The following is a 26,297-nucleotide window of genomic DNA, read 5'->3' as shown; positions in this document are numbered from 1 at the left end:
TCATCCGGCGGGGATGCGCCGGGATACGCCGAGCGCAAATGGACTGTCATCCAATCCCGGAACAAGGAAGGTGAACGGGTAGCGAATTGATAATGTGCGATATCGTGCGCCGTCGACGGTTTCTTCCCCAACCGCAATTTGCAGCAGGGAAGCGTCCCCGACGAAGGCTTCACGAACCGCGGTTTCAAGGCCGCTGGCGGCATCGGACGACGGCGCGCCCGCTGGTATCTGGCCGATCAGAACCTTGCGTGCGGCCACATCGGCGGCATAGGAAAGGTCATTACGGACAAAGAAGGCGCGGCCGAATTCCACGATCCCGAGACAGATCAGGAGCAGCGGCATGCAAACGATGGCAAACTCGACAGCCGCCGCGCCTGAGCCGGACTCCAGGAAGCGGCGGAACAGGCGCTGTTTTCCGCTCATCGCACCTGCACCTGAACGGACGAGCTCAGCCTGAAATCCGCAAGGATCTCCGGCAATGACATCGCGTCGTAAAGCTTCGAGGCCTGAAGGCGGTAAAAGATGAATGGTGGAGCCGAGCCCGAGCACGTCGTGCTGCAGGCAGGGGCAGTTGCCGGCGGCACATCGGCGTTTTCCGGGCAGGCGCAGTAGCGCTTGACCAGATCGAAGGTGACGTCGGCGGGTGCTCCCGGCTGACTGACCATGGATTGCAACACCTTTTGCACCTGCGCCTCACCGGGATCGGACATAGCCGCCTGTGCGCCCGCGCGCAGCATGTGGTCGATTGTCATCCGCTCATTGAGAGCAAGGCCGATATCGGCCATGACCACCAGCGAGAAGGCGAGCACCGGCGCTATCAAAGCGAACTCGACAGCGGACACACCGCTTTCGGACTTCGCCATCTCCTCCGCCTTGCCTTTCACCAGCGGAATACTGTCCTGCCACCGGCGAAGCTTGAACCTGCCGAGAAGTGTCTGCAGGCCAAATTTCTTCCCGCTTCGCTTGTCGCGCTGGCCGCTCACGCGCCAGGCAAGTTCGCTCATGGCACGGGCAGCCTTTGAACCGCGCGCCACCTTGGTAACCATCCGTCCCTCATTCGCGGCCTTGCCGAAGGTCTGCGGATCGAAGGGTACGATTACGCATTGCTCCAGGCCGATCGCCGAGGTGAAGTCCTTGGGTGCGATCTCCGGCTGCTTCGGTGTCCCGACGCGATTGAGCACGAGCCGCGGCGGCGGATCGTTCGGTCGCGCCTTCTTCAGGAAGGAGACGATGTTCTTGGCATTGCGCATGCTGGCCAGATCGGGCGTGGCGGTTATGACGATTTCGTCGGCGCTAAGGAGCGCCTTTTTCGTCCACAGCGTCCAAAGATGCGGCAGGTCCAGTACAAGATGCCAGGAACTCGACCTTGCCACATCCAGCAGCCGGTCGATTTCTCCGTCCTTCAGGTTGAAGGACCGGTCAAAAGCCGCGTTGACCGGCAGCAGGTGCAGGCGTTCCGAGTGCTTCACCGCGATGCGCTTGATCAGCACCTCGTCGACGCGGGAGGCGCTTTCGAGGATGTCTGACATGCCCTGCGGCGCGTCAATGTCGAAGTCCAGGCTGACCGTGCCGAACTGGAGATCGAGGTCCGCGACGAGAACGTCGGCGTCGGAACGCTCCACCATGGCAGCGGCGACGTTATGAGATACCGTGGAAGAGCCGGTGCCTCCTTTTGCGCCGATGAAGGCGATGATGCGCCCGAGCTTCTGCTCCACCGCGTCGCGGAAACAGCGCGAGACCGCCTCGATGAATGCCATGGGTTCGACGGGAGCGAGCAGATAGTCGTCCACGCCCGCGGCAATGAGGTCCCGGTAAAGGTTCACGTCGTTCGAGGAGCCGATGACGATCAGCTTCGTGCCGGCGATGCATTCCAGCGCCAGTGCTTCCAGGTCCGCCATGAGCTTTTCCTTGCCGTCGTTGCATTCCACCACAACGAGGTTCGGTGACGGCGTGCTGCGGTAGAAGGAGGCAGCCTCGCGCATTCCGCCATCCCTAACGGTCACGTTCGCCCGTGCCATCCGCCGGTCGAGTGCGCCGGTACGAATGGCCGCGGCGATTTCCGGCGAGGCACAGAAAGCGGTGATGTCAATCTTCGGAATGGCGTGCAGGGCGCCCGGCTCCGCCGTTTCCGTATCCTGCTTTTCGGTCGTAATCAGCATCATTTCAATTCGTTCCTAGCTGCCTTCGTGAGCAAAGGACGGTACCTCGACCGTTCTGGAAGTGGCGCCGCCGAAGATCCGCACCTTCTTTGTGTGCTTTCCCGCCTGAACGGCAGCCGCAGGCTCGTCCTCGTCGGAGGCGGCCCTCAACGCGAGTGAGATCGTGCCGGAAGCTTCCGCCGCCGTGACGATGGGGATCTGATCGGGTTCCACCTCTAGTGTCGCGGTCTTGGCAACAACGGCCTCACCGTCGCTCTCGCCGGAGGCGTTCTGGTCGACGGCGAGCACTCTGATATTCGACAGGATCGTGCGGCTGGAAACCTGCTCGCCGCCCGATTGGCCCGAGAGCACTGAGGTATGGATGAGATCGACCCTGTCGTTGGGCAGGATGAATCCGCCTGCCGCGCTTTCAGCGGTGACACGTACGGCAATGGCCCTTTTTCCCGAAGGAAGTTGGCCGGAAAGGAAACCTGCTCCGGGCAGGGCCAGGCGGTCTTCCCGGATCGGCTCTCCGGCCACGAAGCCGCCGCGCACCAGCGAGCCTTTCAGCGCCTGCGGCGCGTCCGGCTTTGCGGCGCGGCTAATGAAGACCGCGGGCACGGTGCCTGCAGTCCAGGGCTGCCAGCGCAGGTGGCTCTCGTCAAGCACCGAGCCATGCACAAGGTCGGCACCCGCGACCAGCACTTCCCGCGCAGGATCAGCTTCCTGCTCGACTGCCGCAGCCGGTTGTGAAGCAGTCGGCTCAGCGGTTCCCATCGCCAGCCAGGCGGCGATACCGCCTGAGCCGAGCGCGAAGAGGAGAATGAGAATACGAACCATTGCCTAGATCCTCGTATGGGGTTGCGCCGTCGTCAGGTCAGGGCCGCGAATAGGGCGGTTTCCGGCAGGAGGAGCAGGGCTGCCCCGGCAAGAGCCGCGCCATAGGGAACACCCGCTGCCGCAGAATGCAGCCGCTCTGTCCACGTCAACCGCTGCAGAACAGCGGGAAGCGGAAACCGTCTGAACTGAATGAGCGCCAGAGTGAGCAGCGCGCCGGCAACGGAAACATAGAAAATGTACGGGAGCGTTTGATCCGCGCCCAGCCAGAGCACCGCCACGGCGGCAAGTTTCGCATCGCCGCCGCCGATCCACCCCAATGCGAAAAGAAGGAATGTTCCTGCCAGCATAAGGGATGCGGCTGCGGCTGCGGCCAACATTTCGTCAACGCCGAGGCCCGCGAGGGGGGCAAGCACGACATAGGCGGCCGCAAGCAGCAGCACGAGACGGTTTGTGATCGTCATCGTCGCCACATCCTTAATGCCTGCATAGATCATGGTACCCGCGAAAAGGAGAAGCGCGACCCAGGCCGCGAAACTGGAGATCATCGAAGCTTCCTCGTGAGCTTAAGGGAGAGGCGGTGCCCGCTCGTGATCGAGGCGGCCCGCAACGTGCCCCTATTTGATATGCGCGCGTCTGGAAGGCCATTCAGCCTGATGGACTACCGCCCTGGGCTGCGGGGACTAGGCTATGTGGCTGAATCGAGAGGAACTGCCGGAAGGGCTATATCCGTCGCGCTCCACCTTTCCCGGAAAAGAAAAATGACTTCCTGCTCGCGATCCCCATCGAACCTGTTCCGCTTCTTCCGCTCTCTGGCGAAAGACCAGGGCGGTTCGGTAGCGGTTATTGCCGCCATCGTCTTTCCCGTCGTTGTCGGTGCGATGGGTCTGGGCGTCGAGAGCGGCTATTGGTATCTCAAGCAGCGCAAGCTGCAGCATGCGGCTGACGTTGCCGTCTACGCCGCCTCTGTTCGCTATCGTGCGGGCGACGCCCGTGCGCTGATGGAAACGGCGGCTCTCAGATCCGCTCGCGTGACCGGCTACCAGCCTTCCATTGGAACCATTACGACAGGAGTCCAGGCCGGCTCGACGGCCGGAAGCGGTACGGTTTCGGTAGAACTGACGGAAACGCATTCGCGCCTCTTCTCGTCTGTTTTTACCACCGATCCGGTTGTCCTCAGTGCCCGCGCGGTGGCTGAGCTCAAGGGCGGCTCCAGAGCTTGCGTCCTTGCGCTGTCGCCCACCGCGCCGGGCGCCGTCACCGTGACAGGCTCGACCGACGTGCAGCTTAACGGCTGCAGTGTCGTGTCAAACTCCAACGCGTCCGACGCATTTTTGATGAGGAACGGCAGTGCTCTTATGTCGACGGACTGCGTCTATACCGTCGGCGGCGCGATCACGACGACGGGTCTGAACCTGACCGGGTGCAGCAAGCCGGTGGTCTCTTCTCCACCTGTTCCCGACCCTTTTGCCGGTGTCCCCGAGCCAGACAAGGTGCAGATCCAGCAGCTACCCTGCCGGACGCTTTCTCACGTTTCGACCACCGACTACGCATTCGATACCTTGGCCAACGGGCAGAAGGCCATCCGCTTCTGCGGCGGGCTCGACATCAAAGGTAACATTACGCTCAAATCTGGGCTCTATATCATCGACGGCGGCAAATTCACGATAACGGCGGGGGCAGCGCTTGTCGGCAGTGGCGTGACATTCCTGCTCACCGGCGCCACCACGGTGGACTTGATGGGTAACGCGAAAATCGACCTTTCGGCCCCGACTTCCGGACCATATGCCGGAGTTCTGATGTTCGGAAGCCGCAGCGGGCCGGAAGCCAATCATACGATCACCGGCAATTCGGACTGGCGTCTTCAGGGCACGATCTACATGCCGAAGGGAATCCTCGATTTCACGGGTAACTCGACCGTGACCGGCGCCTGCACGCAGATCGTTGCGGACCGGATTAACTTCACCGGAAATTCGGCGATGGAAACCTGCGCCGACAAGACAAACGAGATCTTGGTCGGCCGCACGATCGCTATCATCGAGTAGAAGGCGGGAGCGGACCGCTCCTGCCGCTTTCCGGCGGAACGTGTTACGATTTGTTCAGCAGGGCCAAGTTGGCCTGCACCACTGGGTCTCCAGGCAGGGCGGCATTCGCTTCCATCAGCAATTCGCGAGCCCGCTTGCGATCCCCCCGCAGAAGATGGGAATATCCGATATTGTTGATGATGCGCGGGCGCCGTCCCGCCAGCCCTAACAGTTCCTCATAGGCGCGGTCGGCCAGATCGAACCGGCCAAGCTGGTCATAGGTGGCGGCAAGCCCGAGCCATGCCTCCGCGTCGTCCGGCTGCAATTCGACAGCCTTTCTGAAATGCGCTTCCGCCAGACCGTAATTGCCGTCGCGAAAATGGGCTTTCCCGACGCTGAGGTCATCCCCGGCGACGCCGCCGCTCCGTGTTTTGCCGCTCTCCATGCCCATGCTGGCGTCGAGCGATGAGGTTTGGCAGCCTGCAACAAGCAGGGATGTGCCGAGTGCAAAGGACACCGTCCGGATCAGGCGCGCCGGGAAGCGTGAATTTCCGCCGAAATGCATGTTACTGGACCGCATCACTATTGGTCTGAGACATCACTTCGCCCGCATAAGCCCCTTCGCCCTCCGCCGGCGCTTTGCGATACTGCTCACGGTTCGCGGGCACCGCAAGGCGCGTGTCCCGCGCCCCCAGCGGCCAGGGATCGACCATCTGCAGGACCGTGTTCGCCGCGATGGCATCGCCCGCGCCGAAATCTATGGTCTCGGAGCGCAACGGCGGCTCGGTGGCGCAGCCGGCCAGAAGAAGCACGGCCGTCGCAAGTGCTGCGGGGATGGCCAACCGCTTACGCATTAGCGCAGCTCCAGGAAGTGGCCCGCCGAAGGGGCGTTTGCAGCCGTGCGCTGCTGAAGCCGCACCTCCTCCACATTGCCCAGGAAGACTTCACCGTCGCGCGCAGGCTTGGTCCGGTCCGCTGGAGTGGCGACCTTGTTTCCCGGCGGGATGGGGCTGACGAGGTGAGGCGTGACTATGATCACAAGATCGGTCTCCCGGCGCTGATATGCCTTCGACGAGAACAGCGCGCCCAATACGGGGAGCTGGCCGAGGCCCGGCACGCGCTGGGTGTTGATCTCGTTCTGGCTCTGCAGAAGCCCTGCCATCATGAAGCTCTGCCCGCTTCTAAGATCGATCGAGGTGCGCGCCCGCCGGACGGTGAACCCAGGAATGGCGATATTGCCCACGCGATAGGAGGAGGTGGTGTCGATGGAGGAGACCTCCGGTTCAATGTCGAGGGCGATCAATCCATCGCTCAGCACGGTCGGAGTGAAATTGAGGCCCACCCCGAATTTCTTGTAGGAGACGGTTACCGCGCCGTTCTCCTCCGAAACCGGAATCGGGAATTCTCCGCCAGCCAAAAAGCTTGCCGTCTCGCCGGAGCGGGCGATGAGATTCGGTTCGGCGAGCCGGCGGGCGACGCCGCGGTCCTCCAGAGCCTCGATCGCGACATCTATGGAAAAGCCGTCGCTCACCAAGCCCCCGATGAGGTCGCCGGCCGGCGTGTTGCTGGAAGCTCGCGGATCGCTGTTGAAGGAAATGCCACCTCCGGAGGTGACATAGGCCGCGCTGATCTTCGTTCCCAGCTCCTTGCCCACCGCCCGATTGATCTCGACAAAACGGACATTGAGCTGAACCTGTTGGGAAGAGGTAATATCGATGGTGTTGATGACGTCCTCGTCGCCCGCAAATCGCGCCGCAATCTGGCTGGCCTTTTCAGCGGCAACCGCGTCGGGCGCGGAGCCTGAAAGAACGATCCTGCCGTTGGCGGAGGTCACCTTTATGTTTGATCCGGGTACGCTCTGGCGGATCGTGCCGGCGAGCATCTTCGTATCGAGCGTCACTTCCACGTCGAAAGTGCCGATGAGGCGCTTGCTTTCGTCGTAGAGCGCTATTCCGGTGGTGCCGAGGCCCTGGCCGAGCACGTAGAAGGAATGATCGGTGAGGGGATTGATTGTTGCGATTTCGGGATCGCCGATCACTATTTCGTCGAATGCTTCAGCGATCTCGACCGTAAGTGGCTTTCCCCTTGCCACTCGGATCGCCGAGTCCTTTGCAACCGATACCTGAATGGAATCCCCGTTGGCGGATGAATCCATTGTGCCGAATGCGCAACCAAAAAAGGCCAGTGCGCACACGGCGAAAACATATCGGGTCAGCCGCTTGTTTCCGGTGGCTGTGGCCGCTTTCATGTCAACCCCCCTTGCTGATCACGATCCTCCGCCCTGGCAACCCCGAAGTGATATTTTGATAAGCAGTGATGGGGGAAGCCCGTGATGCGGTCAACACATTATTGGTTTCCCCACAGACAATGAGTTGCCAGCCGTAATAAATGCTCCCTGCTGACCTTGAAATCTAAATAGATGAGAGTTTGCAGGGCCGTTACTGTCATGCCAGCTACGGTTTCATCGGACCGGCGGCGGCAGCGGGCTCGAATGCCTGGGCCGTTCTTCTTCTACAACCCTGAAGCGAACAGGCTTTGTCTTCCAGTCAAATGGAAGTTGAAGCGGCACGACGCAGTGGGTGGTCAGGATATGCTGGTCGGCATTTTGTACCTCGAACACCAGCCCGGGCCTTTCCATCGAAGCACAATCCGGCCAGCGTGAGAAGTCGATCCATTCACTCATGTAGGCCTCCTGATCCTTAGAGGTAGAAATCAGTTCCCAGAAGGCTGGAAACGTTCGGAATATCGACCTGGAAATCTGCTATGCGATCGCCGTTCACGTCACCGGAAAGAACGTTGCCAGCGAAGTTAAGTTCGCTCGCCTTGCCGCTGAACGCCTTGCCCCCGATGAAGGAAAAGGCCTGGTCGCCGCCGAGTGAAGTGTTCGCGTCGATTGATCTTAAGTCGATCTTGTCCTCACCTCGCGTAAAGTCGCCTATCCGGTCACGGGCGGTCGGAAGCGAGTTGCCGATTTTGTCGATGACGAATCTGTCCGCGCCTGCGCCTCCGTACAGCCTGTCCGCGCCTGCGCCGCCGATCAGCACATCATTGCCGCCGAGGCCATAAAGCACATCATTGCCCGCTTCCCCGTAAAGCCTGTTAGCAGCCGCATCGCCGTAAAGCTTGTCTGTGTACTTGCTGCCCATCAAGCCTTCGATGCCGGTATATGTGTCACCGGCCGCATAGCCAGTGTTACTCGAAGGCCGATCGAGCCGCGCCACTACGCCAGCCGTTGCATCCTGGTAGCTGGCATAATCGAAGCCTGCCCCGCCATCGAGCTTATCTGCGCCTGCACTGCCCACAAGCTTGTCAGTGCCGTCCATGCCATAAAGCGCGTCGTTGCCCCCCAGGCCATAGAGCACATCATTGCCCGCCCCTCCAAAGAGCTTGTTGCGGGCTGCATCGCCGTAAAGCTTGTCGCTGTACTTGCTGCCGATCAGGCCTTCGATGCTGCTATAGGTGTCACCTGCCGCGTGGCCGCTGTTGGCTTTGGGCGCGTCGAGCCGCGACACTACCCCGGCGGTTGCATCCTGGTAGCTGGCGTAATCGAAGCCTGCCCCGCCATCGAGCTTATCTGCGCCTGCGCTGCCGAAAAGCTTGTCATTGCCGTCTACGCCATAAAGCGCGTCATTGCCCCCTAGGCCATAGAGCACATCGTTGCCCGCGCCTCCGTGGAGTTTGTTGCCGGCCTCATCGCCGGAGAGCTGGTCACTGTGCGCACTGCCGATCAGGCCTTCGATGCTGGTATATGTGTCACCGGCCGCATAGCCCTTATTAGTCGTTGGCGCGTAGAGCCGAGCCACTACCCCGGCGGTTGCATCCGTGTAGCTGGCGTAGTCGAAGCCGGACCCGCCGTTGAGTTTGTCTGCGCCTGCTCCGCCGATCAGCACATCGTTCCCTTCCATGCCGTTCAGCGTGTCGTTTCCGCCATTTCCACACAGCTTGTTGACCGCTGTATTCCCGGTGATCCTGTCGCTGGCTGAGCCGCCCTTCGCGTTTTCGATCAGCGACCGCGGATCGTTTCCATGGAGAAGAGCGTTGGCGATGTTGCCGGCGGCAAGCTTCGAGCCGTCGTAATGCAGCCGGGCAAGCTGGTCCGATGAGGTGGTGGTCCACGCGCCCGGTCTCAGATCCACCTTGAGAGAGGTGCTGTATGCCGAGAAATTGTAGGTGTCGGCACCCCCTCCGTCCCACACGGTGAGGAAGATGCGGTTCGCACCCGGCATGTCCTGACCGGTGCCGTTGATGAACATCTGCCCGGTGGTTGGACTCCAGGAATAGGTGGTGGCGCCGGAATTGGTGCTGTAGTTCGCGCCATACATGTGCTGCAGGGCGGCTATGTCATACATCATGAGTGACTGGGCAAAGCCCCACTTTTCATTGACATATCCTGATGTCGTCGAGGCGCCGACATAGGAACGATAGCTCATGACCGTATATTCCATGGAGTCACGGCCAGCGGGCATCACGTGACCCTCATGGGCATGCTCAAGACCCAGCGCATGACCGATCTCGTGCAGGAATGTCGTGAAGGCGTAGTTCCCTGCCTGCGGGCTCGTGTAGTAGCCGTTAGACTTGTTGAACCAGACATCCCCGCCCTCAGACCTGGTGGAAGGATAATAGGCCCACGCGGTGCCGACCATGTCACTGGCGGCCAGCCGCAGATCGGCATGCTGGTTCGACGTTTCGGCAATTTCGCTGAAGGTGATGTTCGCGACCGAAGAGAAGATATCGAATGCCGCGCGGCCAGCCGCCTGCTGTGCCGAGTTCAGCGCGCCGAAATTGCTGCCGGGCTCCCCGCTTCCGTAACCCGACCCGTAATAGGATGCGCTGGTGGGAAAGCTGTAGGTGAGATTGGTGGGCGCCCATTTGATTCCACTCAGCAAGCCGTCGATATAGGCGTTGCCGGTCAGATTATAGGTGGCGGTTGCGGGCATTTGTTTTCTCTACTCTGCTTGGGTCAAGTGGTGCTCAGCTCTCCCGGACGGACCGGGAGAGTGTTTTCATGAGAGGGGCGGCGATATAGCCGAAGAAGGTTCGCTCACCCGTGGTGATGAAGACCTCAGCCTCCTGCCCGGGTCCGATTTTCGACGGGTCAAAACCAGCGCCGGAGCCGGCCGGGATTTCGAGCCGGGCGATATAGTAAGGTTCGCCGCGCTCGCTCTCGAACCGGTCTGCCGAAAGATAGACCACCTTGGTTTCGATCGGCGGCGTTTGCCGTGCATCGAAAGCCGAGAAATTGAGGCGTGCTTCCTGGCCAACCCTGATCTCGTCTATATCGAGCGGCCTGATCCGCGCCTCCACGACCAGACCGCTTTCTTCCGGCACGATGGACATCAGATCTTCGCCCGGAGCGATAACGGCGCCCGGATTGTACTTGGCCAGGTTGATGACGGTTCCCGAAGCCGGCGCGCGCACGACGAGCCTGCCGCTGACGTCCTCTGCCGCGCGCAGCTGCTCCAGCACTTCCGCGCGTTTTAGCCGAAGCTCGCTGAGCTGGGCCGAGGCCTTGCTGGTGCGAGCCGAGCGGACCTGTTCAATGCGCTCACGGATTTCCGCCATGGTGCGGCGCGATTCCGCAATCGCCGCGGCAAGCTGGCCCTGGCGGCCATGAAGTTCGGCTTCGTTGCGCTTCAGCGCCAGAACTTGGCTCTTGCGGGTCAGCCCTTTGGCAAGCAGGGTTTCCAATGCCTGCCGTTCCTCGACCAGCAATTCAAGCTGCCGCGCCGTTTCTTCCTGCTGAACCGTATGGCCGGCGATCTGAGCCTCCAGCGCGGCGATCTGCAGTTCGAACGTCGCGATTTCGGCTCCGTGCTCGCGCAGCCGGAAGTCAAATTCGGCCTCCTGGTCCGCCAGAAGGCGCACGATCTCCGGTTTCTGAGAAGCGAGTAGATGGGCCGGGAAAGATATGGACTTGGCGCTCTCCCGCTCGGCGAGGGCTCTGGCCTCCGTGGCCTCGATAGCGGCCAATTGGGCGCGCAGCCGGTCCGCCGCCGATTTCGCGGCGGTGCCATCGAGCACGAGGAGAGGATCGCCTGCCTCCACATTCTCGCCGTCCTCGACGAGGATCGTCTTGACGATTCCGCCTTCCAGATGCTGAACGGTCTTGTTGCGCCCCTGCACGACCACCTTTCCAGGTGCGATGACGGCTCCCTCCAGGGGCGCCAGCGCTGCCCAGGTGGCAAAGCCGCCCAGTCCTGCGGTCAGGCTCACCAGTCCAGCGATAAATGGCCCGGTGAACCCGGTCTTCACGCCTGCATGCCATTCCATCTTTTTGATCCTGTCCAATGCGTCAGCCGAACCGCGCGGTCACGAGCGGAGAGCCGGTGGCCGGGTTTGTGGCGGGAATTTTCGACGCCTCAGGCGAGGGCTGAACCTGCCGGTGAAGCACCTCTTCCTTGGGTCCGAAGGCCTCGATGCGCCCGTCGCGCAGCACCAACATCTTCGTCAGCGCCGGAACGACGCTGCTGCGCTGTGTGATGATCACGCAGGTAATGCCCGCCGCGCGCGCTTTTTGCAGCGCCGCTATCAGCGCCTGCTCGCCTTCGATGTCGAGCGAAGCGTTCGGCTCGTCCAGGACAACGATCCTGGGGCTGCCATAGAAGGCGCGGGCAAGCGCAATCCTTTGCCGCTGGCCCCCTGAAAGCACGTGACCTTCCGGGCCAAGCATCGTGTCATAGCCGCGCGGCAGGCGCTGGATGAGGTCGTGGCAATTGGCGAGTTGCGCAGCCGCCACAACCTTTTCCGCGTCGGGCGTCGCCGCCATGCGTGCGATGTTCTGCGCCACGGTGCCGGAGAAGAGCTCCACGTCCTGCGGCACATATCCGACGAAGGGGCCGAGCGCTTCCGGCTGCCAGCTGGCCAGATCATCACCGCCCACGCGCACGACACCGGCCGTTGGCGCGACGGCGCCCACGAGAAGCCGGGCGAGCGTCGACTTTCCCGCCCCGCTCGGGCCCACCACGCCCAGGATATCGCCGGGCGCGATCTCGAAGGAGATCCCCTTGAGAACCGGTTCGGCCGCACCGGAAGTTTGATACACGAGTTTTTCTGCGGAAAGAGTGGCCTGCGGCGTTGGCAACTGCATGGAAACGTTCGTGCTTGGCGCTGCGGACAAAAGCGTGCGGATGCGCCGCCAGGACTGCCGGGCCGAAGCCAGCGATTTCCAGCCGCCGATTGCATGGTGAAGCGGTCCTAGCGCGCGAGCCGAGATCATCGACGCGGCGAAGATGATGCCAGCGCTCAACGTGTGATCCGAAAGCACCAGATAAGCGCCGTATCCGAGGATGGCGATCTGCAGGAAAAGGCGCAGGAAATGGCTCACGCCACCCAGCAGCGCGTTCCGCCGCGCGCCTTTGTCATATGCCGTCAGCGCCTTGGCATTATCGGCTCCCCATGAAGCCACGCTTGCGGAAAACATCCCCATGGCGCGGATCACCTCGGCGTTGCGGGCCTGCGCTTGAGCTTTTCTGAGGGCGGCCGCGCCGTGTTCGGCGGCATCTTCCAGCGGTGCCTTGGTGAGTTTTTCGTTGATTGCGGCAACGAGCAGGATGGCGAGTGCCGAGATTGCCAAAAGCCACCCAAGCTGCGGATGAACCAAATAGACAAGCAAGAGATAAAGCGGCACCACCGGCAGGTCGAAAAGCGCGGAAGCAAGGGGCGAGGAGATGAATTGCCGCAGATGGCCAAGGTCGCGCAGGCCCTGTACCTCCCGATATGCGGGCGCGCCGGCCTGCAGCGAGGCGGCAAGGACGCGCTCGCCCAACACCGTCTCAAGCTTCGCGCCGGTTCGCGACAGGATCAATTGCCGCGCTGCCTCAAGAACGCTGGTGATGACCAGCGCCCCTATTGCGATGAGCGTCAGCATGAGCAGCGTTTCCAGGCTCCTGCCCGTCAACACTCGGTCATATATGGAAAGCATGTAGAGCGGAACGCTCAGCATCAGCAGGTTGAGCGCGAGCGAAAAGACACCGGCAACCGCCACACCGCGGCGGAAAACCGACAAACCTCGCAAATGGGCGTTTTCAATCTGCAAGAACGGCTCCGTTCTGCGGGCTTGCTTAACCCGCTTCGCAGGAATGATGGATTTGAGCCGGAAGGGCAGGCATTCGCCTCAACCAGCCGGCGGTACTCGCCGATAAATGGCATTGGCGGCGCCTCCCCACCATTCAGCCGGATGGCCTAGCCTTCCTTGCTGGAGTACTAGACCTCTCGGATTGTCAGCGAAGACGGCGGCTTCGGCGGCCTGCCCAGGCGATGCAGGCTGAGGCTTCAGCTATCACCCTAAAGCAGCGCCAGCTTCATTGGCCTCACGGAGTTCCTCCTTGGTCTCGGCGCATTTTTCGGCCTCGTCCACAGGGCCATTGCCACGGATGTTCTTTGGACGGCCCAGGAAATGCCCCTGTACTTCGTCGCACCCCATTGTCCTGAGGACGTCCAGCTGCTCTCGCCGCTCGACACCTTCCGCCGTGATAGGCAGGTCCAGCGCTTTGCCGATGCTGAGAACAGCTCTGACGACGGCGGCTGCGCGCGGATCGGTTTCCATGTTCGCGACAAAGCTCCGGTCGATTTTCAGCCGGTCGAACGGGAAGCGCCGCAGCACGTCGAGGGAGGTCCAGCCGGAACCGAAATCGTCGAGCGCGATTTTGATCCCCAGCATCTTCAGTCGATGAAAGATGTGCAGGTTCTCGCTTTTCTCATTCAGTAAGACGGCTTCAGTAACTTCGATCTCGAGCCTTTGAGCAGGCAGCCGGGTTTCCTTGAGAACATCCCTGATCACCTCCACCAGATCTCCGCTTTCCACCTGAACCGGCGAAATGTTGACCCGCACCTGGAGATCGGAGTCCCATTTTGCAGCCGCATCACACGCCTGCCGCAGCACAAGGCGGCCCAGGGCCGGCATCAACCCCTTTCTCTCGGCAAGAGGAATAAAGACGCCAGGCGGTATCGCGCCGAGTTCCGGGTGGTGCCAGCGGGCCAAGGCTTCGAAGGCCCGCGGGGTGCCGTCCAGGGTCGAAACCAGAGGCTGGAAAGCGAGGGTTATCTCCTCATTGGCAATTGCCGCTTCAAGTGCGGGCGCCAGGCTGCCGATGGAATTGGACACCCCGTCCTTCTGCTTGTCATATCGGGCGTAGGAGGCACGGCCCGATCCTTTCACACTGTAAAGAGCAATGTCGGCATAGCGAAGCAGGTCCTCCTGCGTCACCGCATCTCCCGGAAACGCCGAGATGCCGATGGACGCGGTGACACGTGCAGTTCCCCATTCTGCTACAATTGGTTCGGACAAGACTCCCAATATGCGCTCGGCAAGTGCATCGACCGCGCTGGAATCATCCGGTTCCACCTGAACCACGCAAAATTCGTCGCCCCCGAGCCGGGCCATCACATCGCGCCCGCGCACTATCCGTTTCAGGCGAGTGGCGATGATTTGCAGCAGTTCGTCCCCCGCAGCATGCCCATACCGGTCGTTGACTTGCTTGAACCCGTCCAGGTCCAGCAGGAATAACGCCAGTTGGGTACCCTTCGCGCGGGCTTCGATAAGCTCTTCCTGCAGCCGTTCGCCAAGATGCATGCGGTTGGCAAGACCCGTGAGCGAATCGTGATGGGCATGGTAACGCGCGCGGGCCTCGGCTTCCCGATAAGCTGTGATATCTGAGAAGATGGCGACGATGAACGGTCGCGGACCGTCTGGCGTGGGGAGTTCGACGCGGCACTTGCGCGTTGTGATCACGCGCACTGTTCCTGATGCGTCGGTTAGAACCTCCTCGTTTTCGTTTGGCTCACCAGTGGCGAATACATGATCATCGATGGCCCGGAAAACGTCGGCTTGTGCGGCGGGGACGAAGTCGTAGTCTGTCTTGTAGAGCAGTTCCTCGCGCGTATGCCCCATTATCTCGCAGAACGCCTGATTGACGAGAACCCACCTGTGGTTCTCGTCTTTCACGAAGACCGGATAGGGAATGGCAGTAAGTACCTGGTAAAGCGCTTCGAGGGAGGGGCCCATTATCTGCTCCAACACGCGGTCGATTTTCCGGCCGCATTCGACTTGACGATCTCTCTCGATATTTGCTGATGAAACGCAGGATCGCCATTAGGCCCGTTAGCCTAGGCTTAGCGGCGGATGCAGGTTGGCTGGCCGCCAATACTGCCGGCGTCCGAGACGACCGCTGAATTCAGCTGCGTAGGAATGGTTCTCCGGGGGCCGGTTCCATTTGCCAGGGCGACGCAGCGGCGCGCTTGGGCTGACCCGCTAACTCGAAATCCGAAAGAAAAGTAGGAACAATTCGCCGCGTCGTGCGTTCTTTTTCTCCAACTGGGCGTGGGTTGATCGACGCGGGGCCGATTCATCCTTTCTTCGGCACTTTGATCTGGACTAGGACGCCGATTATACTCACGTTGGCAAGTTTATCCGGTGCAGGTTGGCTGATGTCGAACGTAGAAGAATTTCCAGTCACAGCACGCCGCCTCAGCGAGTATGAGGCGCTAGTGGCGGCAGGGTCCAGCGCGCTGGAGGCCATTCCCGGCGCAGTCTATCTTTGCGACCACGAAGGCTGGCTCGTTCGGTACAATACGGAGGCTGCTGAACTCTGGGGGCAGTCCCCGCCGGAAAATAATGTGCGTTTCTGCGGTTCGCATCGTCTCTTCCTCCCGGACGGCACACCCCTGGCACATGAAGATTGCCCGATGGCAACGGCAGTTTTTACGGGTGAGGCCACGCGCAATGCCGAAGTCGTGATCGAAAGGCCGAATGGGTCGCGCATCATCGCGTTGGTGAATATCCGCGCTCTCAGGGATCACAGCGGGAAAATCCAGGGGGCGATCAACTGCTTTCAGGACATCTCGCGCCATAAGGCCATGGAAGAAGAGGTTCGCCGCAAGAATGACGAACTTGAGGACTTCTTCGAGAATGGTGCGATCGGCCTTCACATCGTGAATGGTGAAGGAACCATCCAGCGCGCAAACAAGGCCGAGCTTGCCCTCCTTGGCTACACCGCCGAGGAATATGTCGGCCGGCACATAGCGGAATTTCACGCGGATGCCCCCGTTATCGGCGATATCCTCCAAAAGCTGTCTTGCGGGGAGAGGCTGGACCGGTATCCCGCGCGCCTTCGCGCGAAGGATGGCACGATTAAGCATGTGCTGATCACATCCAACAGCCGCTTCCAGGACGGAAAGTTCGCCAACACGCGCTGCTTCACGACCGATGTTACTGGTCTCTACGAGGCCGAACTGGCGCGTCGCGAGAGCGAAGAGCGCCTGGCGGCGACCTATGAGGCCGCCACAATCGGCATTGCCGAAACCGACGCGGAAGGGCGCATGCTCCGTGTGAACGACGCCGCCTGCAAGATGTTGGGACGTACCCGCGAAGAGCTCCTGGAAATGACCTTCTTCGACTACACGCACGAAGAGGACCGCGAGAAGGACTCCGCCCTTTATGTGAGTCAGATCCGTGGGGAGCGTGACAACTACACGCTGCGCAAGCGGGCAAACCGGCCTGACGGCACAACGGTCTACCTCGACGTCCACAGCTCGTCGGTGCGAGATGGTAGGGGCAACTTCCGCTATGGCGTACGGGTGATACAGGACGTCACCGAGGCGAAGTGGATGGAGGATCGGCTCCGCGAGAGCGAACGGCACATGCGGGACCTGCTCGAAGCGCTACCGGCCGCCGTCTACACCACCGATGCGGCTGGCCATATTACTTTTTACAACAAGGCTGCCGTTGAAATGGCCGGCCGGACACCCCAGGCCGGGGATTTGTGGTGCGTTACCTGGCGTCTTTACAATCCGGATGGTACGCCCCTGCCGCACGATGACTGCCCGATGGCGGTCGCACTGAGGGAGAACCGCCCCGTTCGTGGCGTAGAAGCGATAGCCGAGCGGCCCGACGGCACGCGTGTTCCCTTCATTCCGTATCCGACGCCGCTCCATGACGTTGATGGGAAGCTCGTCGGCGCCATCAACATGCTCGTGGACATAAGCGAGCGCAAAAAGGCGGAAAACAGGCAGAAGGTGCTCATCGACGAGCTCAACCACCGTGTCAAGAATACGCTTGCAACGGTGCAGTCGCTGGCCTCCCAAACAGCACGCCATTGCGAAGATCTGGGGGATTTCCGAGGCCGCTTCGAAGAAAGGCTTCTTGCACTTGCGCACGCGCATGACCTGCTCACCAAACGGCACTGGGAGAATGCCCCCCTGGAGTCGCTGGCCCATGAGGTGTTGACGCCTCTTGCGGGCGAAGCGTCCGACAGGATCCTGATCGAAGGGCCTGCCGTTGATGTCAGTCCGCGGGCAGCGCTAAGCCTCACGATGGCGCTCAACGAGCTCGTCACCAACGCCGTCAAGTATGGCGCGCTTTCCTCGGATACGGGAACGCTTTCGGTCGTCTGGCGCCTGCAGCGGGCGGCAAAACAAACGATGCTGGCGCTCGATTGGCGCGAGCAGGGAGGGCCGCCGGTAATTCCGCCGACGAAGCGAGGCTTCGGCACCCGTCTGATGGAGCGCTGTATCGAACGCGATCTTGGCGGAGAGTTCTCCCTCGTCTTCGATCCCGGCGGAGTATCGTGCAGCATCTCGATCCCAATCGAGTCGATCAAGGCATGAATGAGCTTTTGGGTCTAAAGGTCCTTGTCGTTGAGGACGAGGGGGCCGTTGCGCTTTTGATTGAGGAGATGCTGGAGGATCTCGGTTGCAAGATCGCGGCATCGACGGCATGCTTTGCCCAAGCGTGCAGGATCGCGGCCACGGCAGATATAGATCTGGCGGTTCTGGATATTAATCTGGATGGCCAACCCGCCTTTCCCATTGCGGAAATCCTCCGCGAGCGGCAGATACCGTTCCTGTTCAGCACGGGCTACGGGAAAAGCGGATTACCTCACGAGTTCACCGGCCAGCCTGTAATAGGCAAGCCCTTCTCCATGGCAGAGCTGCAAAAGGCGATCGCCTCGATACTCCGGCGCTGAAGTGCGTTCGGTCCGCCTACCTTCCGGGTTCCCCCACCCGGGAACTGGATCGAACATAGTCGGGCAGCCTGAAACGGCGGCGGTAGTCGCCCGGCGAAATGCCCGTCAGGCGCCGGAAAAGACGGCGGAAGGATGCGGCATCTTCGTAGCCGACCTCGCGGCCGACAGCGTCTACCAGCGATGAGCCGGTCTCCAGCATCTGTTTCGCCTCCTCTATGCGCAGCGCCTGGACATAGGCAAGCGGCGAGTAGCCGGTGGCCGTCTTGAAGCGTCGGTCAAATGTGCGTTTGGGCAGGCCGGAAATCCGAGTGACCTCTGAAATGACGTCCGGACGGTCGTAGTTCTCCGCAAGCCAGGTCTGGCATTTGAGAACGACGGCATCGCCATGGATGACATTGACGGCCATGGAGGCGTAGGGAAGCTGGCCGTCGCGGTGCCACTGATAGAGGAAGAACCTGGAAATGCGGATCGCTTCCTCGCCGCCGCCGTAGCGGGCAATGAGGAAGAGAGCAAGATCCTGCCATGACGAGGCGCCGCCGCAGCAGATGATCCTATGGCCGTCGCCGGTCTGGACCAGGATGCGGTCTTCATGCAGCCGAACATCGGGAAACGCGTGGCGGAACACGGGGACATGGGTCCAGTGCGTCGTCGCTTCACGGCCGGAGAGGAGCCCGGCCGCGGCGAGCACGAGCGAGCCGCCGCAGGCGGAGCAGATCATCGCGCCTCGATCGTGCATCTTCTTGACCCAATCGATGATCCGGCGGTCAAGGGCGCTAAGTTCCTCGGGCGTCCACACGATCGGGTTCGGCACGAACACGATCTCCGTCTGCTCGACATCGTCGATCTGGTCTTGCGGAACGATGCTGACGCCGGTGATGAGCTCAAGCGGCCCGTGCTCGGCCGCGACGATGCGTGGCTCGAAAAGCGGCCCGCCGGGCAGCCCTTTGAGCCTCCCCACCGCCCACAATGTGTCAAAGATGCCGTAGATGATCGACGGGTCGCATTCGCGAAAGACCACGATGCTGACGCGCTTGAGCATTGCTTCGCCTTCTCAGCTTGGCTCATCTCGCACTGTTCCGGCTATTTTGCCTCTCTTCTATGAGCGGCGCCACATCTATTTACGCGGCCCTGCAGTCGATCGGAAAGGAGCAGAACCGCTGCCCTTCGGCGACTGGCTGCATCAACGAAATTCGTGAGCAACGACACGCAGCTCAGGGCATCCCCGAGCGCGTGGACGGGAGGTTTGAACATGGAACATACCCACAGTGCAATCGATTCCGCAAAGCTGGACGCGCTGGTCGCTCGTGCGCTCGCAGACCTGTCGGCCGGCTATGGCGGCGTCATGATCAGTCTTGGAAACCGGCTCGGCCTCTACAAGGCCATGGCGGGGGCCGGCCCGCTCAGCGCCCTCGAGCTTGCCACTCGCGCCGACTGCGCCGAGCGCTATGTTCGCGAATGGCTCAACTCGCAGGTCGCCGGCGGCTACCTGGCCCACCATCCCGCGACCGACACTTATGAGCTGACGCCCGAGCAGGCCCTTGTGCTCGCCGACGAGGACAGCCCGGTCTTCTTTCCCGGCGCCTGGGCCGTTCCCGCCTCGATGTGGGCCGACGAGGAGAAGGCCGTGAACGCCTTTCGCACGGGCAGTGGCATACCGTGGGGCGACCATGACGGGCGGCTCGTCTGCGGCGTTGCCGCCTTCTATCGCAATGCCTACAAGGCAAGCCTCGTCTCCGAATGGCTGCCGGCGCTCGACGGCGTCGTCGGCAAGCTGAAGACAGGGGCGCTGGTTGCAGACATCGGCTGCGGCCACGGCCATTCAACGTCGCTCATGGCGAAGGCCTTCCCGGCCTCGCGGTTCCACGGCTTCGACACCCATGAGGAATCGATCAGAGAAGCACGGGAATTGGCCGCCGAGGCAGGCCTTTCCAAACAGACGACCTTCACGGCGGCACGGGCCGATAACTATCCCGCCAACGGCTACGATCTGATATGCTTCTTCGACGCGCTGCACGACATGGGCGACCCGGTCGCCGCCGCGACACACGCCGCCAAGGCGCTCGCGCCCGACGGTACGGTGATGCTGGTGGAGCCCTTCGCCAATGATCGGGTGGAAGACAATATCTCGCCGGTGGGCAGGCTCTACTACGCGGCCTCCACGACGATCTGTTGCGCCCATGCGATCTCGGACGGCGGACGCCTGGTGCTCGGCGCGCAGGCCGGCGAGTCACGGCTGAAGGATGTCTTCCGCCAGGCGGGCTTCACCCGCTTCCGGCGTGCATTCGAGACGCCGTTTAACTTGATCCTCGAAGCGCGGCTCTGAAGCCCCGCCCAATGCGAAGGGCAATGAAAGGACACGGACATGACGGACCATAGAGATCGCCTGCCGCAGCTCAGCGGCAGTTTCCTGACCGACGGCGGCATCGAGACCACGCTCATCTTCCATAAGGGCCTCGATCTTCCTCACTTTGCGTCATACGCCCTGCTCGACGACAGGGCAGGGCGGGACGCGCTGAAGAGCTACTATCGTGATTACCTCAGGATCGCCGAGGAGCGCGGCGTCGGCTTCATTCTCGAAAGCCCGACCTGGCGATGCTCGCGCGATTGGGGCGCGAAACTCGGCCACGATACGCAGAGGATCGAAACCTTCAACCGCGAGGCCATCAAGCTGATGGAGGAATTGCGGCGGGAAGCCCGGACAGGTGCTCCCATTGTGATCTCCGGCAATATCGGCCCTCGCGGCGACGGCTATGCGCCGGAAGCTCAACTCAGCCCGGACGAGGCAGAGGAATATCACATTCACCAGATCCGCACATTTGCCGACACTGCCGCGGATATGGTCGCCGCCGTCACTATCACCCACACCGGCGAGGCGATCGGCATTGCGCGCGCAGCGCGCTCCGCAGGAATCCCCGTCGCCATATCATTCACGACGGAAACCGATGGGCGGCTGCCCTCAGGCGAGACGCTGGGTGAGGCCATCGAGAAGGTGGACGATGCCACCGATGCGACGCCCGCCTATTACATGGTCAATTGCGCCCACCCCGATCACTTTGCCAATGCGCTTGATGAAGGAGAATGGCGCGCGCGCATTCTTGGCGTCCGCGCCAACGCCTCGCGCAAGAGCCATGCCGAGCTCGACAATTCGGACGTGCTCGACCCAGGCGATCCGGTGGAACTGGCGCAGGACTATATGCGTCTGCGCCGCAAGCTGCCCAATCTATCGGTGTTCGGCGGCTGTTGCGGCACAGACCACCGCCACATCGAGCAGATCTGCATCACCTGCCTCGAAGCGGCCTGAGGTATCAGTCTGGAACATTACGGAAGTCATATCCCATGACCGCCATTATACCGGACGAAGCAATCCGCCAGGCGTTACAGGAAGAGGCCGGCGAAATAGCCCGCCTCTTCCTCATCTCCTCCGACGGGCTGGCGGCCTATATCTGGAGCAGGATGGATATGCCGGGCCTATCTCTCGAGGAGGTCGGCGCTGCCCGCTATGCGCGCACCGGCACGGCGTTCTCCTTCGAGAATTGCCTGGTGGCGCTGCGCCGCGGCGAAATCGCCGGGATGGTGCACGCCTTTCCCATGGAGGCCGGCACTAGCGGGGCCGAGGAACCCGACCCGGTCCTGAGGCCCTACGCGGAGCTCGAAGATCCGGGCTCGCTCTATGTTTCCGGCCTGGCTGTGCACGAGCGCCACCGCGGGCAGGGGATTGGTGGCAGGCTGATGGATCGAGTCTACGGCCGCGCCCGTTCAATGGGTCTGCCGCGCGTCTCCCTCATCTGTTTCGAGGGTAACGAGACCGCAATCCGGTTTTACCGCAGGCAGGGCTTTCGCGAGATCGGGCGGCGGCCAATCGTTCCTCACCCGAGCCTTCACTACCGCGAGGGCGATGCCTTGTTGATGGTCAAAAGCTGCTGATATGAGCGATAATAAATTCCTATCGTGGAAAATAGGAATTTCGATTAGCGATTATCAGCTGAGTTCTCTAATCTAGCCTAGTCTGGAATAGTTCTAGGGTGGCGAGTGGCCGCTGATGGAGAGCAACATGGACGCAAAAACTGACGATAGCGCGGGCAAATGTCCGTTTACCGGCGGCGGCCGCCGTGGACACAGGAATCGCGACTGGTGGCCGGAGCAGTTGGACCTTGACGTCCTGCATCGGAATTCCACCTTGTCCGACCCGATGGGCGAGGATTTCGATTATGCGGAGGAGTTCAAGAGCCTCGACCTGAATGCCGTCATCCAGGATCTGCATGCCCTGATGACCGATTCGCAGGATTGGTGGCCGGCCGATTTCGGTCACTATGGCGGACTGATGATCCGCATGGCCTGGCACAGCGCGGGTACCTACCGCATAACCGACGGCCGCGGCGGTGCAGGCGCCGGTCAGCAGCGTTTCGCGCCGCTCAACAGCTGGCCCGACAACGCGAACCTCGACAAGGCGCGTCGGATGCTCTGGCCGATCAAGCAGAAATATGGGCGCAAGATCTCCTGGGCCGACCTGATGATTCTCGCCGGCAATGTCGCGCTTGAATCGATGGGCTTCAAAACCTTCGGCTTCGCCGGCGGGCGCAAGGATGTCTGGGAGCCTGAAGAGCTCTTCTGGGGACCTGAAGGAACATGGCTGGGCGACGAGCGCTATAGCGGCGAACGTCAGCTCTCCGAACCGCTGGCCGCGGTGCAGATGGGCCTGATCTACGTCAATCCGGAAGGACCGAACGGCAATCCGGACCCGGTGGCGGCGGCGAAGGACATCCGTGAAACCTTCTACCGCATGGCGATGAACGACGAGGAGACGGTTGCGCTGATCGCCGGCGGCCACACTTTCGGCAAGACGCACGGCGCCGGCGATCCCTCGCTGATCGGCCCGGACCCGGAAGGGGCGGCCATTGAGGACCAGGGCCTTGGCTGGAAAAGCGGCCATGGCACGGGCTTTGGAGCCGATACCATCACAGGCGGCCCGGAGGTCACCTGGTCGCAGACGCCGACGAGATGGAGCAACTATTTCTTCGAGAACCTCTTCGGCTATGAATGGGAACTGACGAAGAGTCCCGCCGGCGCCTGGCAGTGGAAGGCAAAGAACGCCGAAGCCACGGTTCCCGATGCCCATGACCCGTCCAAGAAGCACGTGCCGACCATGCTCACGACGGACCTCTCGCTGCGCTTCGATCCCATTTACGAGAAGATCTCGCGGCGCTTCCTTGAGAATCCGGACCAGTTCGCCGATGCATTCGCGCGCGCCTGGTTCAAGCTGACCCACCGCGATATGGGTCCGAAAGTGCGCTACCTCGGCCCCCTCGTGCCGAAGGAAACCTTGATCTGGCAGGATCCGATCCCCGAGGTCGATCATGTGTTGGTGGACGACCAGGACATTGCCGGACTGAAGGCGAAGATCCTTGCTTCGGGCCTCTCCGTATCCGAGCTGGTCTCGACGGCCTGGGCTTCGGCATCGACCTTCCGCGGCTCCGACAAGCGGGGCGGCGCCAATGGTGCGCGCATTCGTCTGGCCCCGCAGAAGGACTGGGAGGTCAACGACCCGGCCCAGCTCGCCAAGGTTCTCCAGAGACTTGAAGCGATCCAAGGCGAGTTCAACGCGGCTCAGGCCGGCGGCAAGAAGATCTCGCTTGCCGACCTGATCGTTCTCGGCGGCTGCGCTGCGGTCGAGAAGGCCGCCAGGGATGCGGGCGTCGATGTGAAGGTGCCTTTCACTCCGGGCCGTATGGACGCCTCTCAGGAGCAGACGGACATCGATTCCTTCCGCGCTCTTGAGCCGCGTGCCGACGGCTTCCGCAATTATCTGAGTGGCAGGCAGTTCATGATGCCCGAGGAAGCCCTGGTGGATCGGGCGCAGCTACTGAGGCTGACGGCGCCGGAGATGACGGTTCTGCTCGGCGGCCTGCGCGTTCTCGGTGCGAATTCCGGCGGCTCCGAACACGGCGTCCTCACCAAGCAGGTTGGCAAGCTGACAAACGACTTCTTTGTCAACCTGCTCACCATGAACACGCAGTGGCAGCCGATCGCCGACGGCACCTATGAGGGCCGCGACCGGAAGACCAACGAATTGAAGTGGCGGGCCACGCGCGTCGACCTGATCTTCGGCGCGCATTCGCAACTGCGGGCGCTGGCGGAGGTCTATGCGTGCGGCGACAGCCAGGAGAAGTTCGTTCAGGATTTCGTCGCTGCGTGGACGAAGGTCATGAACGCCGACCGTTTCGACCTGGCCTGATCTAAACAGGCCGTCGAATAGGTCTAGAAGCGACTGCAACGAGCGCGGAGCGATCCGCGCTCGTTTGCTTTGCGCCGCCGCTTGGTGGCGCCTCGCTCAATCACCCCGGTTTAGTGTTACGGCAGCGCGAATGAGCGCTTTCAACGCTCCTTCGTCGATCTGATCGCCCTCATGAAAATCGATGGCGCGCCTGGTATTGCCTTCAAGGCTTGAGTTGAAGAGGCCGGAAGGGTCTTCCAGCGAAGCGCCGTTGGCGAATGTCAGCTTCACCTTGTCTTTATAGGTTTCGCCCGTGCAGATGATTCCGGCATGCTCCCACACCGGGACGCCAGCCGGGTTCGAAGGTTTTCTCCATTTTACCTGCTCGACCACGTCCGGGTCCGCCTCTTGTATGAGGGTTCGGAGGCGGCCAAGCATCTCGCCCCGCCAATCGTTCAACTCCTTGATCTTTGCATCGATCAGTTCCGAGGGGGAGATTTCTTCTCCGGCATCACTGGGGCCGCTTTTCCGCTTGGTGGTCGCCATTTTCTTCATGGTTGGTCCGCTCACATTCGCTCGCCGGGCAATTGGCTGGCTTGCTTCACCCAATCGGTAAACTGGGCTTCGTCGAATTGATTTTCATAGATATCGAGGTAGCGCACTTCCGGATGCTTGGACTTGCCGGAGGGGATGGGATGCAGCGATGCGCCGCGGAAGAAAGTCACTTTCACGTATTTTGCAAAGCAATGAAAGCTGAGGAACCAGCCCTGGTCCTCATCCCCTGCGCCATAGAAAGGCGAGTTCCATTTGACGGCCTTGCGCACGCCGGGGACGGTTTGCACGATGATATCGTCCATGCGGCGCCCGATGCCGGATTTCCAGCCCGGCATCGCCGCGATATAGGCCTTCACCGGGGCATCGCCATAGCCTTTGGCTATTTGAGGATTGCCGCCGGAGAGGAGGACCGGTCCCGACGCGGTCTTCCTTGTAGCCTCCGCCGATCTCTGGGAGGGCTTGGCCATCATGTCCGCTCCTATCCGGCGGTGCGTCGGCCGCCGCGCCACCTCCTGGCATATGGCAGCGCGAACATATAGAGGCCGGTGAACATCAGCAAGAAGAGCGGGAGCAGCGGCGAATAGACCACGAAGGCGGGAGGCTCGCCCAATCCCATGGCGACAAAATTGGCGATGACGGTGATCGTAAATATTATCGATAGCCAGCGGTGAATTTGCCGAATCCAGGCGTTCCAGTTCATTAGCACCCTTTCGAGAGATGAGTTCGCCACGGGCTTTCAGCCCATCCGTTCGAGGACCTGCTCCAGGCCCGCGAAGAATCTCGGCCAGCCGGCCTGGGCACCGCGGTAGTATGGCTGCTGGTCCGCGCGGAAGCCCGATTGTTCCATGCGCAGAAGAGTTCCGGAACTTGTCGGTGTAAGCGTCCAGGTGACGACACTCCTGAGATCCTTGGTGTCCCAGGTGTAAGACAACAATTTGTGCGACTCAGCCGCCTGGACCTGACAATCGACACTGCCCCAATCGGCGCTGAGATTGAAACGATGCTCGACGACAGGCTTGAAGTCGTTCTTCATGAGCCATTCCTCGATCAGGTGTGGTTGCGTAAGCGCACGCCAGATCTTTTCCGGCGGATAGGGGAATTCCCGTTCGACAACAACGGAAAGCGTTTCGCTCGCGGTATCGGTCACTGGTCTATCCTTTTGAGCAGGTCTTCGAGGTTGTTGAACCGGCTTTGCCAGAACCCGGTCATCTGGTTCGTCCAATCGACCAGCGGTGTAAGCGCACCGAGTTCGGCGCTATAATGCGTCTGCCGGCCTTGGTGACGGTCGCGCACCAGCCCTGCCTCTTTCAGGATCCTGAGATGCTTCGAGACCGCCGGTTGCGAGATACCGGCTTGAGCCGTCAATGCGCCGACCGTTTGGTCTCCATCGCGGCACAGTCGCTCGAAGATTGCCCGCCGCTTCGGGTCTGCAAGCGTTCGAAACAGGATGTCGTAAGACTGCTGCTGCATCGCGATTTATAACTCATTGGCTATGGATTGGATCAATAACCAATGAGCTATATATGAGTCAAGGAATGCAGGTTGAGCAGCAGACCCAATTCCAAACCTA

At 61.3% G+C, this 26,297-nt stretch carries 25 protein-coding genes; 7 read left to right on the top strand and 18 right to left on the bottom strand.

Going from position 1 to position 26,297, the window contains the following annotated elements; genetic code table 11:
* The 4 genes from GNP00_RS04780 to GNP00_RS04765 are packed head-to-tail and all read right to left on the bottom strand — an operon-like array spanning position 1 to position 3,523.
* Positions 1 to 423 carry a TadE/TadG family type IV pilus assembly protein gene (locus tag GNP00_RS04780; protein ID WP_011579950.1) on the bottom strand — a complete coding sequence of 141 codons (423 nt, stop codon included), beginning with the start codon at positions 421 to 423 and terminating at the stop codon, positions 1 to 3.
* A complete protein-coding gene (locus tag GNP00_RS04775; RefSeq protein ID WP_011579951.1) occupies positions 420 to 2,162 on the bottom strand; it encodes an AAA family ATPase in 1,743 nt (580 codons plus the stop codon). Before GNP00_RS04775 ends, GNP00_RS04780 begins: the two co-directional genes overlap by 4 nt.
* A gap of 12 nt (positions 2,163 to 2,174) precedes the next feature.
* Positions 2,175 to 2,978 carry a Flp pilus assembly protein CpaB gene (cpaB, locus tag GNP00_RS04770; RefSeq protein ID WP_011579952.1) on the bottom strand — a complete coding sequence of 268 codons (804 nt, stop codon included), beginning with the start codon at positions 2,976 to 2,978 and terminating at the stop codon, positions 2,175 to 2,177.
* Between the two features lie 32 nt (positions 2,979 to 3,010).
* Positions 3,011 to 3,523, bottom strand: coding sequence for an A24 family peptidase (locus tag GNP00_RS04765; protein WP_011579953.1), 513 nt, complete (start codon positions 3,521 to 3,523; stop codon positions 3,011 to 3,013).
* Between the two features lie 213 nt (positions 3,524 to 3,736).
* Here GNP00_RS04765 and GNP00_RS04760 point away from each other — a divergent pair, with 213 nt between their 5' ends.
* Positions 3,737 to 5,020, top strand: coding sequence for a pilus assembly protein TadG-related protein (locus tag GNP00_RS04760; protein ID WP_011579954.1), 1,284 nt, complete (start codon positions 3,737 to 3,739; stop codon positions 5,018 to 5,020).
* 43 nt (positions 5,021 to 5,063) lie between these two features.
* Here GNP00_RS04760 and GNP00_RS04755 read toward each other — a convergent pair whose 3' ends face one another.
* The 8 genes from GNP00_RS04755 to GNP00_RS04720 form a co-directional block, all read right to left on the bottom strand.
* Positions 5,064 to 5,564: a tetratricopeptide repeat protein gene (locus GNP00_RS04755; RefSeq protein ID WP_157038015.1), complete on the bottom strand. Its 501-nt coding sequence runs from the start codon at positions 5,562 to 5,564 to the stop codon at positions 5,064 to 5,066.
* A 1-nt stretch (position 5,565) separates the two neighbouring features.
* Entirely contained in the window at positions 5,566 to 5,853 is a 288-nt protein-coding gene (locus tag GNP00_RS04750) for a hypothetical protein (RefSeq protein WP_011579956.1), read from the bottom strand.
* On the bottom strand, positions 5,853 to 7,154 hold the full coding sequence (locus tag GNP00_RS04745) for a type II and III secretion system protein family protein (protein WP_246259236.1): 1,302 nt from the start codon (positions 7,152 to 7,154) through the stop codon (positions 5,853 to 5,855). Before GNP00_RS04745 ends, GNP00_RS04750 begins: the two co-directional genes overlap by 1 nt.
* Before the next feature lie 306 nt (positions 7,155 to 7,460).
* Positions 7,461 to 7,682 (bottom strand): hypothetical protein, encoded by a 222-nt coding sequence (locus GNP00_RS04740; RefSeq protein WP_011579958.1) that lies wholly within the window; start codon positions 7,680 to 7,682, stop codon positions 7,461 to 7,463.
* A 16-nt stretch (positions 7,683 to 7,698) separates the two neighbouring features.
* Entirely contained in the window at positions 7,699 to 9,936 is a 2,238-nt protein-coding gene (locus GNP00_RS04735; RefSeq protein ID WP_011579959.1) for a M10 family metallopeptidase C-terminal domain-containing protein, read from the bottom strand.
* A gap of 34 nt (positions 9,937 to 9,970) precedes the next feature.
* Positions 9,971 to 11,269 carry an HlyD family type I secretion periplasmic adaptor subunit gene (locus GNP00_RS04730; protein ID WP_011579960.1) on the bottom strand — a complete coding sequence of 433 codons (1,299 nt, stop codon included), beginning with the start codon at positions 11,267 to 11,269 and terminating at the stop codon, positions 9,971 to 9,973.
* 22 nt (positions 11,270 to 11,291) lie between these two features.
* Entirely contained in the window at positions 11,292 to 13,034 is a 1,743-nt protein-coding gene (locus GNP00_RS04725; RefSeq protein ID WP_011579961.1) for a type I secretion system permease/ATPase, read from the bottom strand.
* 243 nt (positions 13,035 to 13,277) lie between these two features.
* Positions 13,278 to 15,002: a putative bifunctional diguanylate cyclase/phosphodiesterase gene (locus GNP00_RS04720; RefSeq protein ID WP_166015740.1), complete on the bottom strand. Its 1,725-nt coding sequence runs from the start codon at positions 15,000 to 15,002 to the stop codon at positions 13,278 to 13,280.
* A gap of 422 nt (positions 15,003 to 15,424) precedes the next feature.
* Between GNP00_RS04720 and GNP00_RS04715 the strand changes: the two genes are divergently transcribed.
* Positions 15,425 to 17,602: a PAS domain-containing sensor histidine kinase gene (locus GNP00_RS04715; protein WP_011579963.1), complete on the top strand. Its 2,178-nt coding sequence runs from the start codon at positions 15,425 to 15,427 to the stop codon at positions 17,600 to 17,602.
* Positions 17,599 to 17,961, top strand: a complete 363-nt coding sequence (locus tag GNP00_RS04710; RefSeq protein ID WP_011579964.1) for a response regulator — start codon at positions 17,599 to 17,601, stop codon at positions 17,959 to 17,961. Before GNP00_RS04715 ends, GNP00_RS04710 begins: the two co-directional genes overlap by 4 nt.
* 16 nt (positions 17,962 to 17,977) lie before the next feature.
* Here the strand turns inward: GNP00_RS04710 and GNP00_RS04705 are convergent, their stop codons facing one another.
* A complete protein-coding gene (locus GNP00_RS04705) occupies positions 17,978 to 19,000 on the bottom strand; it encodes a GlxA family transcriptional regulator (RefSeq protein WP_011579965.1) in 1,023 nt (340 codons plus the stop codon).
* 210 nt (positions 19,001 to 19,210) lie between these two features.
* Here GNP00_RS04705 and GNP00_RS04700 point away from each other — a divergent pair, with 210 nt between their 5' ends.
* From GNP00_RS04700 to katG, 4 genes are all read left to right on the top strand, one after another.
* Positions 19,211 to 20,284, top strand: coding sequence for a class I SAM-dependent methyltransferase (locus GNP00_RS04700; protein WP_011579966.1), 1,074 nt, complete (start codon positions 19,211 to 19,213; stop codon positions 20,282 to 20,284).
* 39 nt (positions 20,285 to 20,323) lie between these two features.
* On the top strand, positions 20,324 to 21,262 hold the full coding sequence (locus tag GNP00_RS04695; protein ID WP_011579967.1) for a homocysteine S-methyltransferase family protein: 939 nt from the start codon (positions 20,324 to 20,326) through the stop codon (positions 21,260 to 21,262).
* Positions 21,263 to 21,297: 35 nt separating this feature from the next.
* Positions 21,298 to 21,885: a GNAT family N-acetyltransferase gene (locus GNP00_RS04690; protein ID WP_011579968.1), complete on the top strand. Its 588-nt coding sequence runs from the start codon at positions 21,298 to 21,300 to the stop codon at positions 21,883 to 21,885.
* A 127-nt stretch (positions 21,886 to 22,012) separates the two neighbouring features.
* A complete protein-coding gene (gene katG, locus GNP00_RS04685; protein ID WP_011579969.1) occupies positions 22,013 to 24,193 on the top strand; it encodes a catalase/peroxidase HPI in 2,181 nt (726 codons plus the stop codon).
* A 96-nt stretch (positions 24,194 to 24,289) separates the two neighbouring features.
* On the opposite strand, the gene GNP00_RS04680 is transcribed toward katG, so the two are convergent.
* The 5 genes from GNP00_RS04680 to GNP00_RS04660 are packed head-to-tail and all read right to left on the bottom strand — an operon-like array spanning position 24,290 to position 26,197.
* Positions 24,290 to 24,727 (bottom strand): DUF1801 domain-containing protein, encoded by a 438-nt coding sequence (locus tag GNP00_RS04680; RefSeq protein ID WP_011579970.1) that lies wholly within the window; start codon positions 24,725 to 24,727, stop codon positions 24,290 to 24,292.
* A gap of 11 nt (positions 24,728 to 24,738) precedes the next feature.
* On the bottom strand, positions 24,739 to 25,194 hold the full coding sequence (locus tag GNP00_RS04675) for a DUF1801 domain-containing protein (protein WP_246259205.1): 456 nt from the start codon (positions 25,192 to 25,194) through the stop codon (positions 24,739 to 24,741).
* Positions 25,195 to 25,205: 11 nt separating this feature from the next.
* Positions 25,206 to 25,427, bottom strand: coding sequence for a hypothetical protein (locus GNP00_RS04670; RefSeq protein WP_011579972.1), 222 nt, complete (start codon positions 25,425 to 25,427; stop codon positions 25,206 to 25,208).
* Between the two features lie 36 nt (positions 25,428 to 25,463).
* Positions 25,464 to 25,874, bottom strand: coding sequence for an SRPBCC domain-containing protein (locus GNP00_RS04665; RefSeq protein ID WP_011579973.1), 411 nt, complete (start codon positions 25,872 to 25,874; stop codon positions 25,464 to 25,466).
* Positions 25,871 to 26,197 carry an ArsR/SmtB family transcription factor gene (locus GNP00_RS04660; RefSeq protein WP_011579974.1) on the bottom strand — a complete coding sequence of 109 codons (327 nt, stop codon included), beginning with the start codon at positions 26,195 to 26,197 and terminating at the stop codon, positions 25,871 to 25,873. Before GNP00_RS04660 ends, GNP00_RS04665 begins: the two co-directional genes overlap by 4 nt.
* Positions 26,198 to 26,297 lie beyond the last annotated feature (100 nt).

Origin of the sequence: Chelativorans multitrophicus (assembly GCF_011317445.1) — a bacterium.
GTDB lineage: Bacteria > Pseudomonadota > Alphaproteobacteria > Rhizobiales > Rhizobiaceae > Chelativorans > Chelativorans multitrophicus.
The sequence above is the reverse complement of the archived record's forward strand: the minus strand, read 5'-3'. Positions and strand labels throughout refer to the sequence as shown.

What these genes read in the sequence shown, in the direction of transcription:
- GNP00_RS04780 (WP_011579950.1), bottom strand. Translation starts at nt 423, where the DNA reads ATGAGCGGAAAACAGCGCCTGTTCCGCCGCTTCCTGGAGTCCGGCTCA.
- GNP00_RS04775 (WP_011579951.1), bottom strand. Translation starts at nt 2,162, where the DNA reads ATGATGCTGATTACGACCGAAAAGCAGGATACGGAAACGGCGGAGCCG.
- cpaB (WP_011579952.1), bottom strand. Translation starts at nt 2,978, where the DNA reads ATGGTTCGTATTCTCATTCTCCTCTTCGCGCTCGGCTCAGGCGGTATC.
- GNP00_RS04765 (WP_011579953.1), bottom strand. Translation starts at nt 3,523, where the DNA reads ATGATCTCCAGTTTCGCGGCCTGGGTCGCGCTTCTCCTTTTCGCGGGT.
- GNP00_RS04760 (WP_011579954.1), top strand. Translation starts at nt 3,737, where the DNA reads ATGACTTCCTGCTCGCGATCCCCATCGAACCTGTTCCGCTTCTTCCGC.
- GNP00_RS04755 (WP_157038015.1), bottom strand. Translation starts at nt 5,564, where the DNA reads ATGCATTTCGGCGGAAATTCACGCTTCCCGGCGCGCCTGATCCGGACG.
- GNP00_RS04750 (WP_011579956.1), bottom strand. Translation starts at nt 5,853, where the DNA reads ATGCGTAAGCGGTTGGCCATCCCCGCAGCACTTGCGACGGCCGTGCTT.
- GNP00_RS04745 (WP_246259236.1), bottom strand. Translation starts at nt 7,154, where the DNA reads ATGGATTCATCCGCCAACGGGGATTCCATTCAGGTATCGGTTGCAAAG.
- GNP00_RS04740 (WP_011579958.1), bottom strand. Translation starts at nt 7,682, where the DNA reads ATGAGTGAATGGATCGACTTCTCACGCTGGCCGGATTGTGCTTCGATG.
- GNP00_RS04735 (WP_011579959.1), bottom strand. Translation starts at nt 9,936, where the DNA reads ATGCCCGCAACCGCCACCTATAATCTGACCGGCAACGCCTATATCGAC.
- GNP00_RS04730 (WP_011579960.1), bottom strand. Translation starts at nt 11,269, where the DNA reads ATGGAATGGCATGCAGGCGTGAAGACCGGGTTCACCGGGCCATTTATC.
- GNP00_RS04720 (WP_166015740.1), bottom strand. Translation starts at nt 15,002, where the DNA reads ATGGGCCCCTCCCTCGAAGCGCTTTACCAGGTACTTACTGCCATTCCC.
- GNP00_RS04715 (WP_011579963.1), top strand. Translation starts at nt 15,425, where the DNA reads ATGTCGAACGTAGAAGAATTTCCAGTCACAGCACGCCGCCTCAGCGAG.
- GNP00_RS04710 (WP_011579964.1), top strand. Translation starts at nt 17,599, where the DNA reads ATGAATGAGCTTTTGGGTCTAAAGGTCCTTGTCGTTGAGGACGAGGGG.
- GNP00_RS04705 (WP_011579965.1), bottom strand. Translation starts at nt 19,000, where the DNA reads ATGCTCAAGCGCGTCAGCATCGTGGTCTTTCGCGAATGCGACCCGTCG.
- GNP00_RS04700 (WP_011579966.1), top strand. Translation starts at nt 19,211, where the DNA reads ATGGAACATACCCACAGTGCAATCGATTCCGCAAAGCTGGACGCGCTG.
- GNP00_RS04695 (WP_011579967.1), top strand. Translation starts at nt 20,324, where the DNA reads ATGACGGACCATAGAGATCGCCTGCCGCAGCTCAGCGGCAGTTTCCTG.
- GNP00_RS04690 (WP_011579968.1), top strand. Translation starts at nt 21,298, where the DNA reads ATGACCGCCATTATACCGGACGAAGCAATCCGCCAGGCGTTACAGGAA.
- katG (WP_011579969.1), top strand. Translation starts at nt 22,013, where the DNA reads ATGGACGCAAAAACTGACGATAGCGCGGGCAAATGTCCGTTTACCGGC.
- GNP00_RS04680 (WP_011579970.1), bottom strand. Translation starts at nt 24,727, where the DNA reads ATGAAGAAAATGGCGACCACCAAGCGGAAAAGCGGCCCCAGTGATGCC.
- GNP00_RS04675 (WP_246259205.1), bottom strand. Translation starts at nt 25,194, where the DNA reads ATGGCCAAGCCCTCCCAGAGATCGGCGGAGGCTACAAGGAAGACCGCG.
- GNP00_RS04670 (WP_011579972.1), bottom strand. Translation starts at nt 25,427, where the DNA reads ATGAACTGGAACGCCTGGATTCGGCAAATTCACCGCTGGCTATCGATA.
- GNP00_RS04660 (WP_011579974.1), bottom strand. Translation starts at nt 26,197, where the DNA reads ATGCAGCAGCAGTCTTACGACATCCTGTTTCGAACGCTTGCAGACCCG.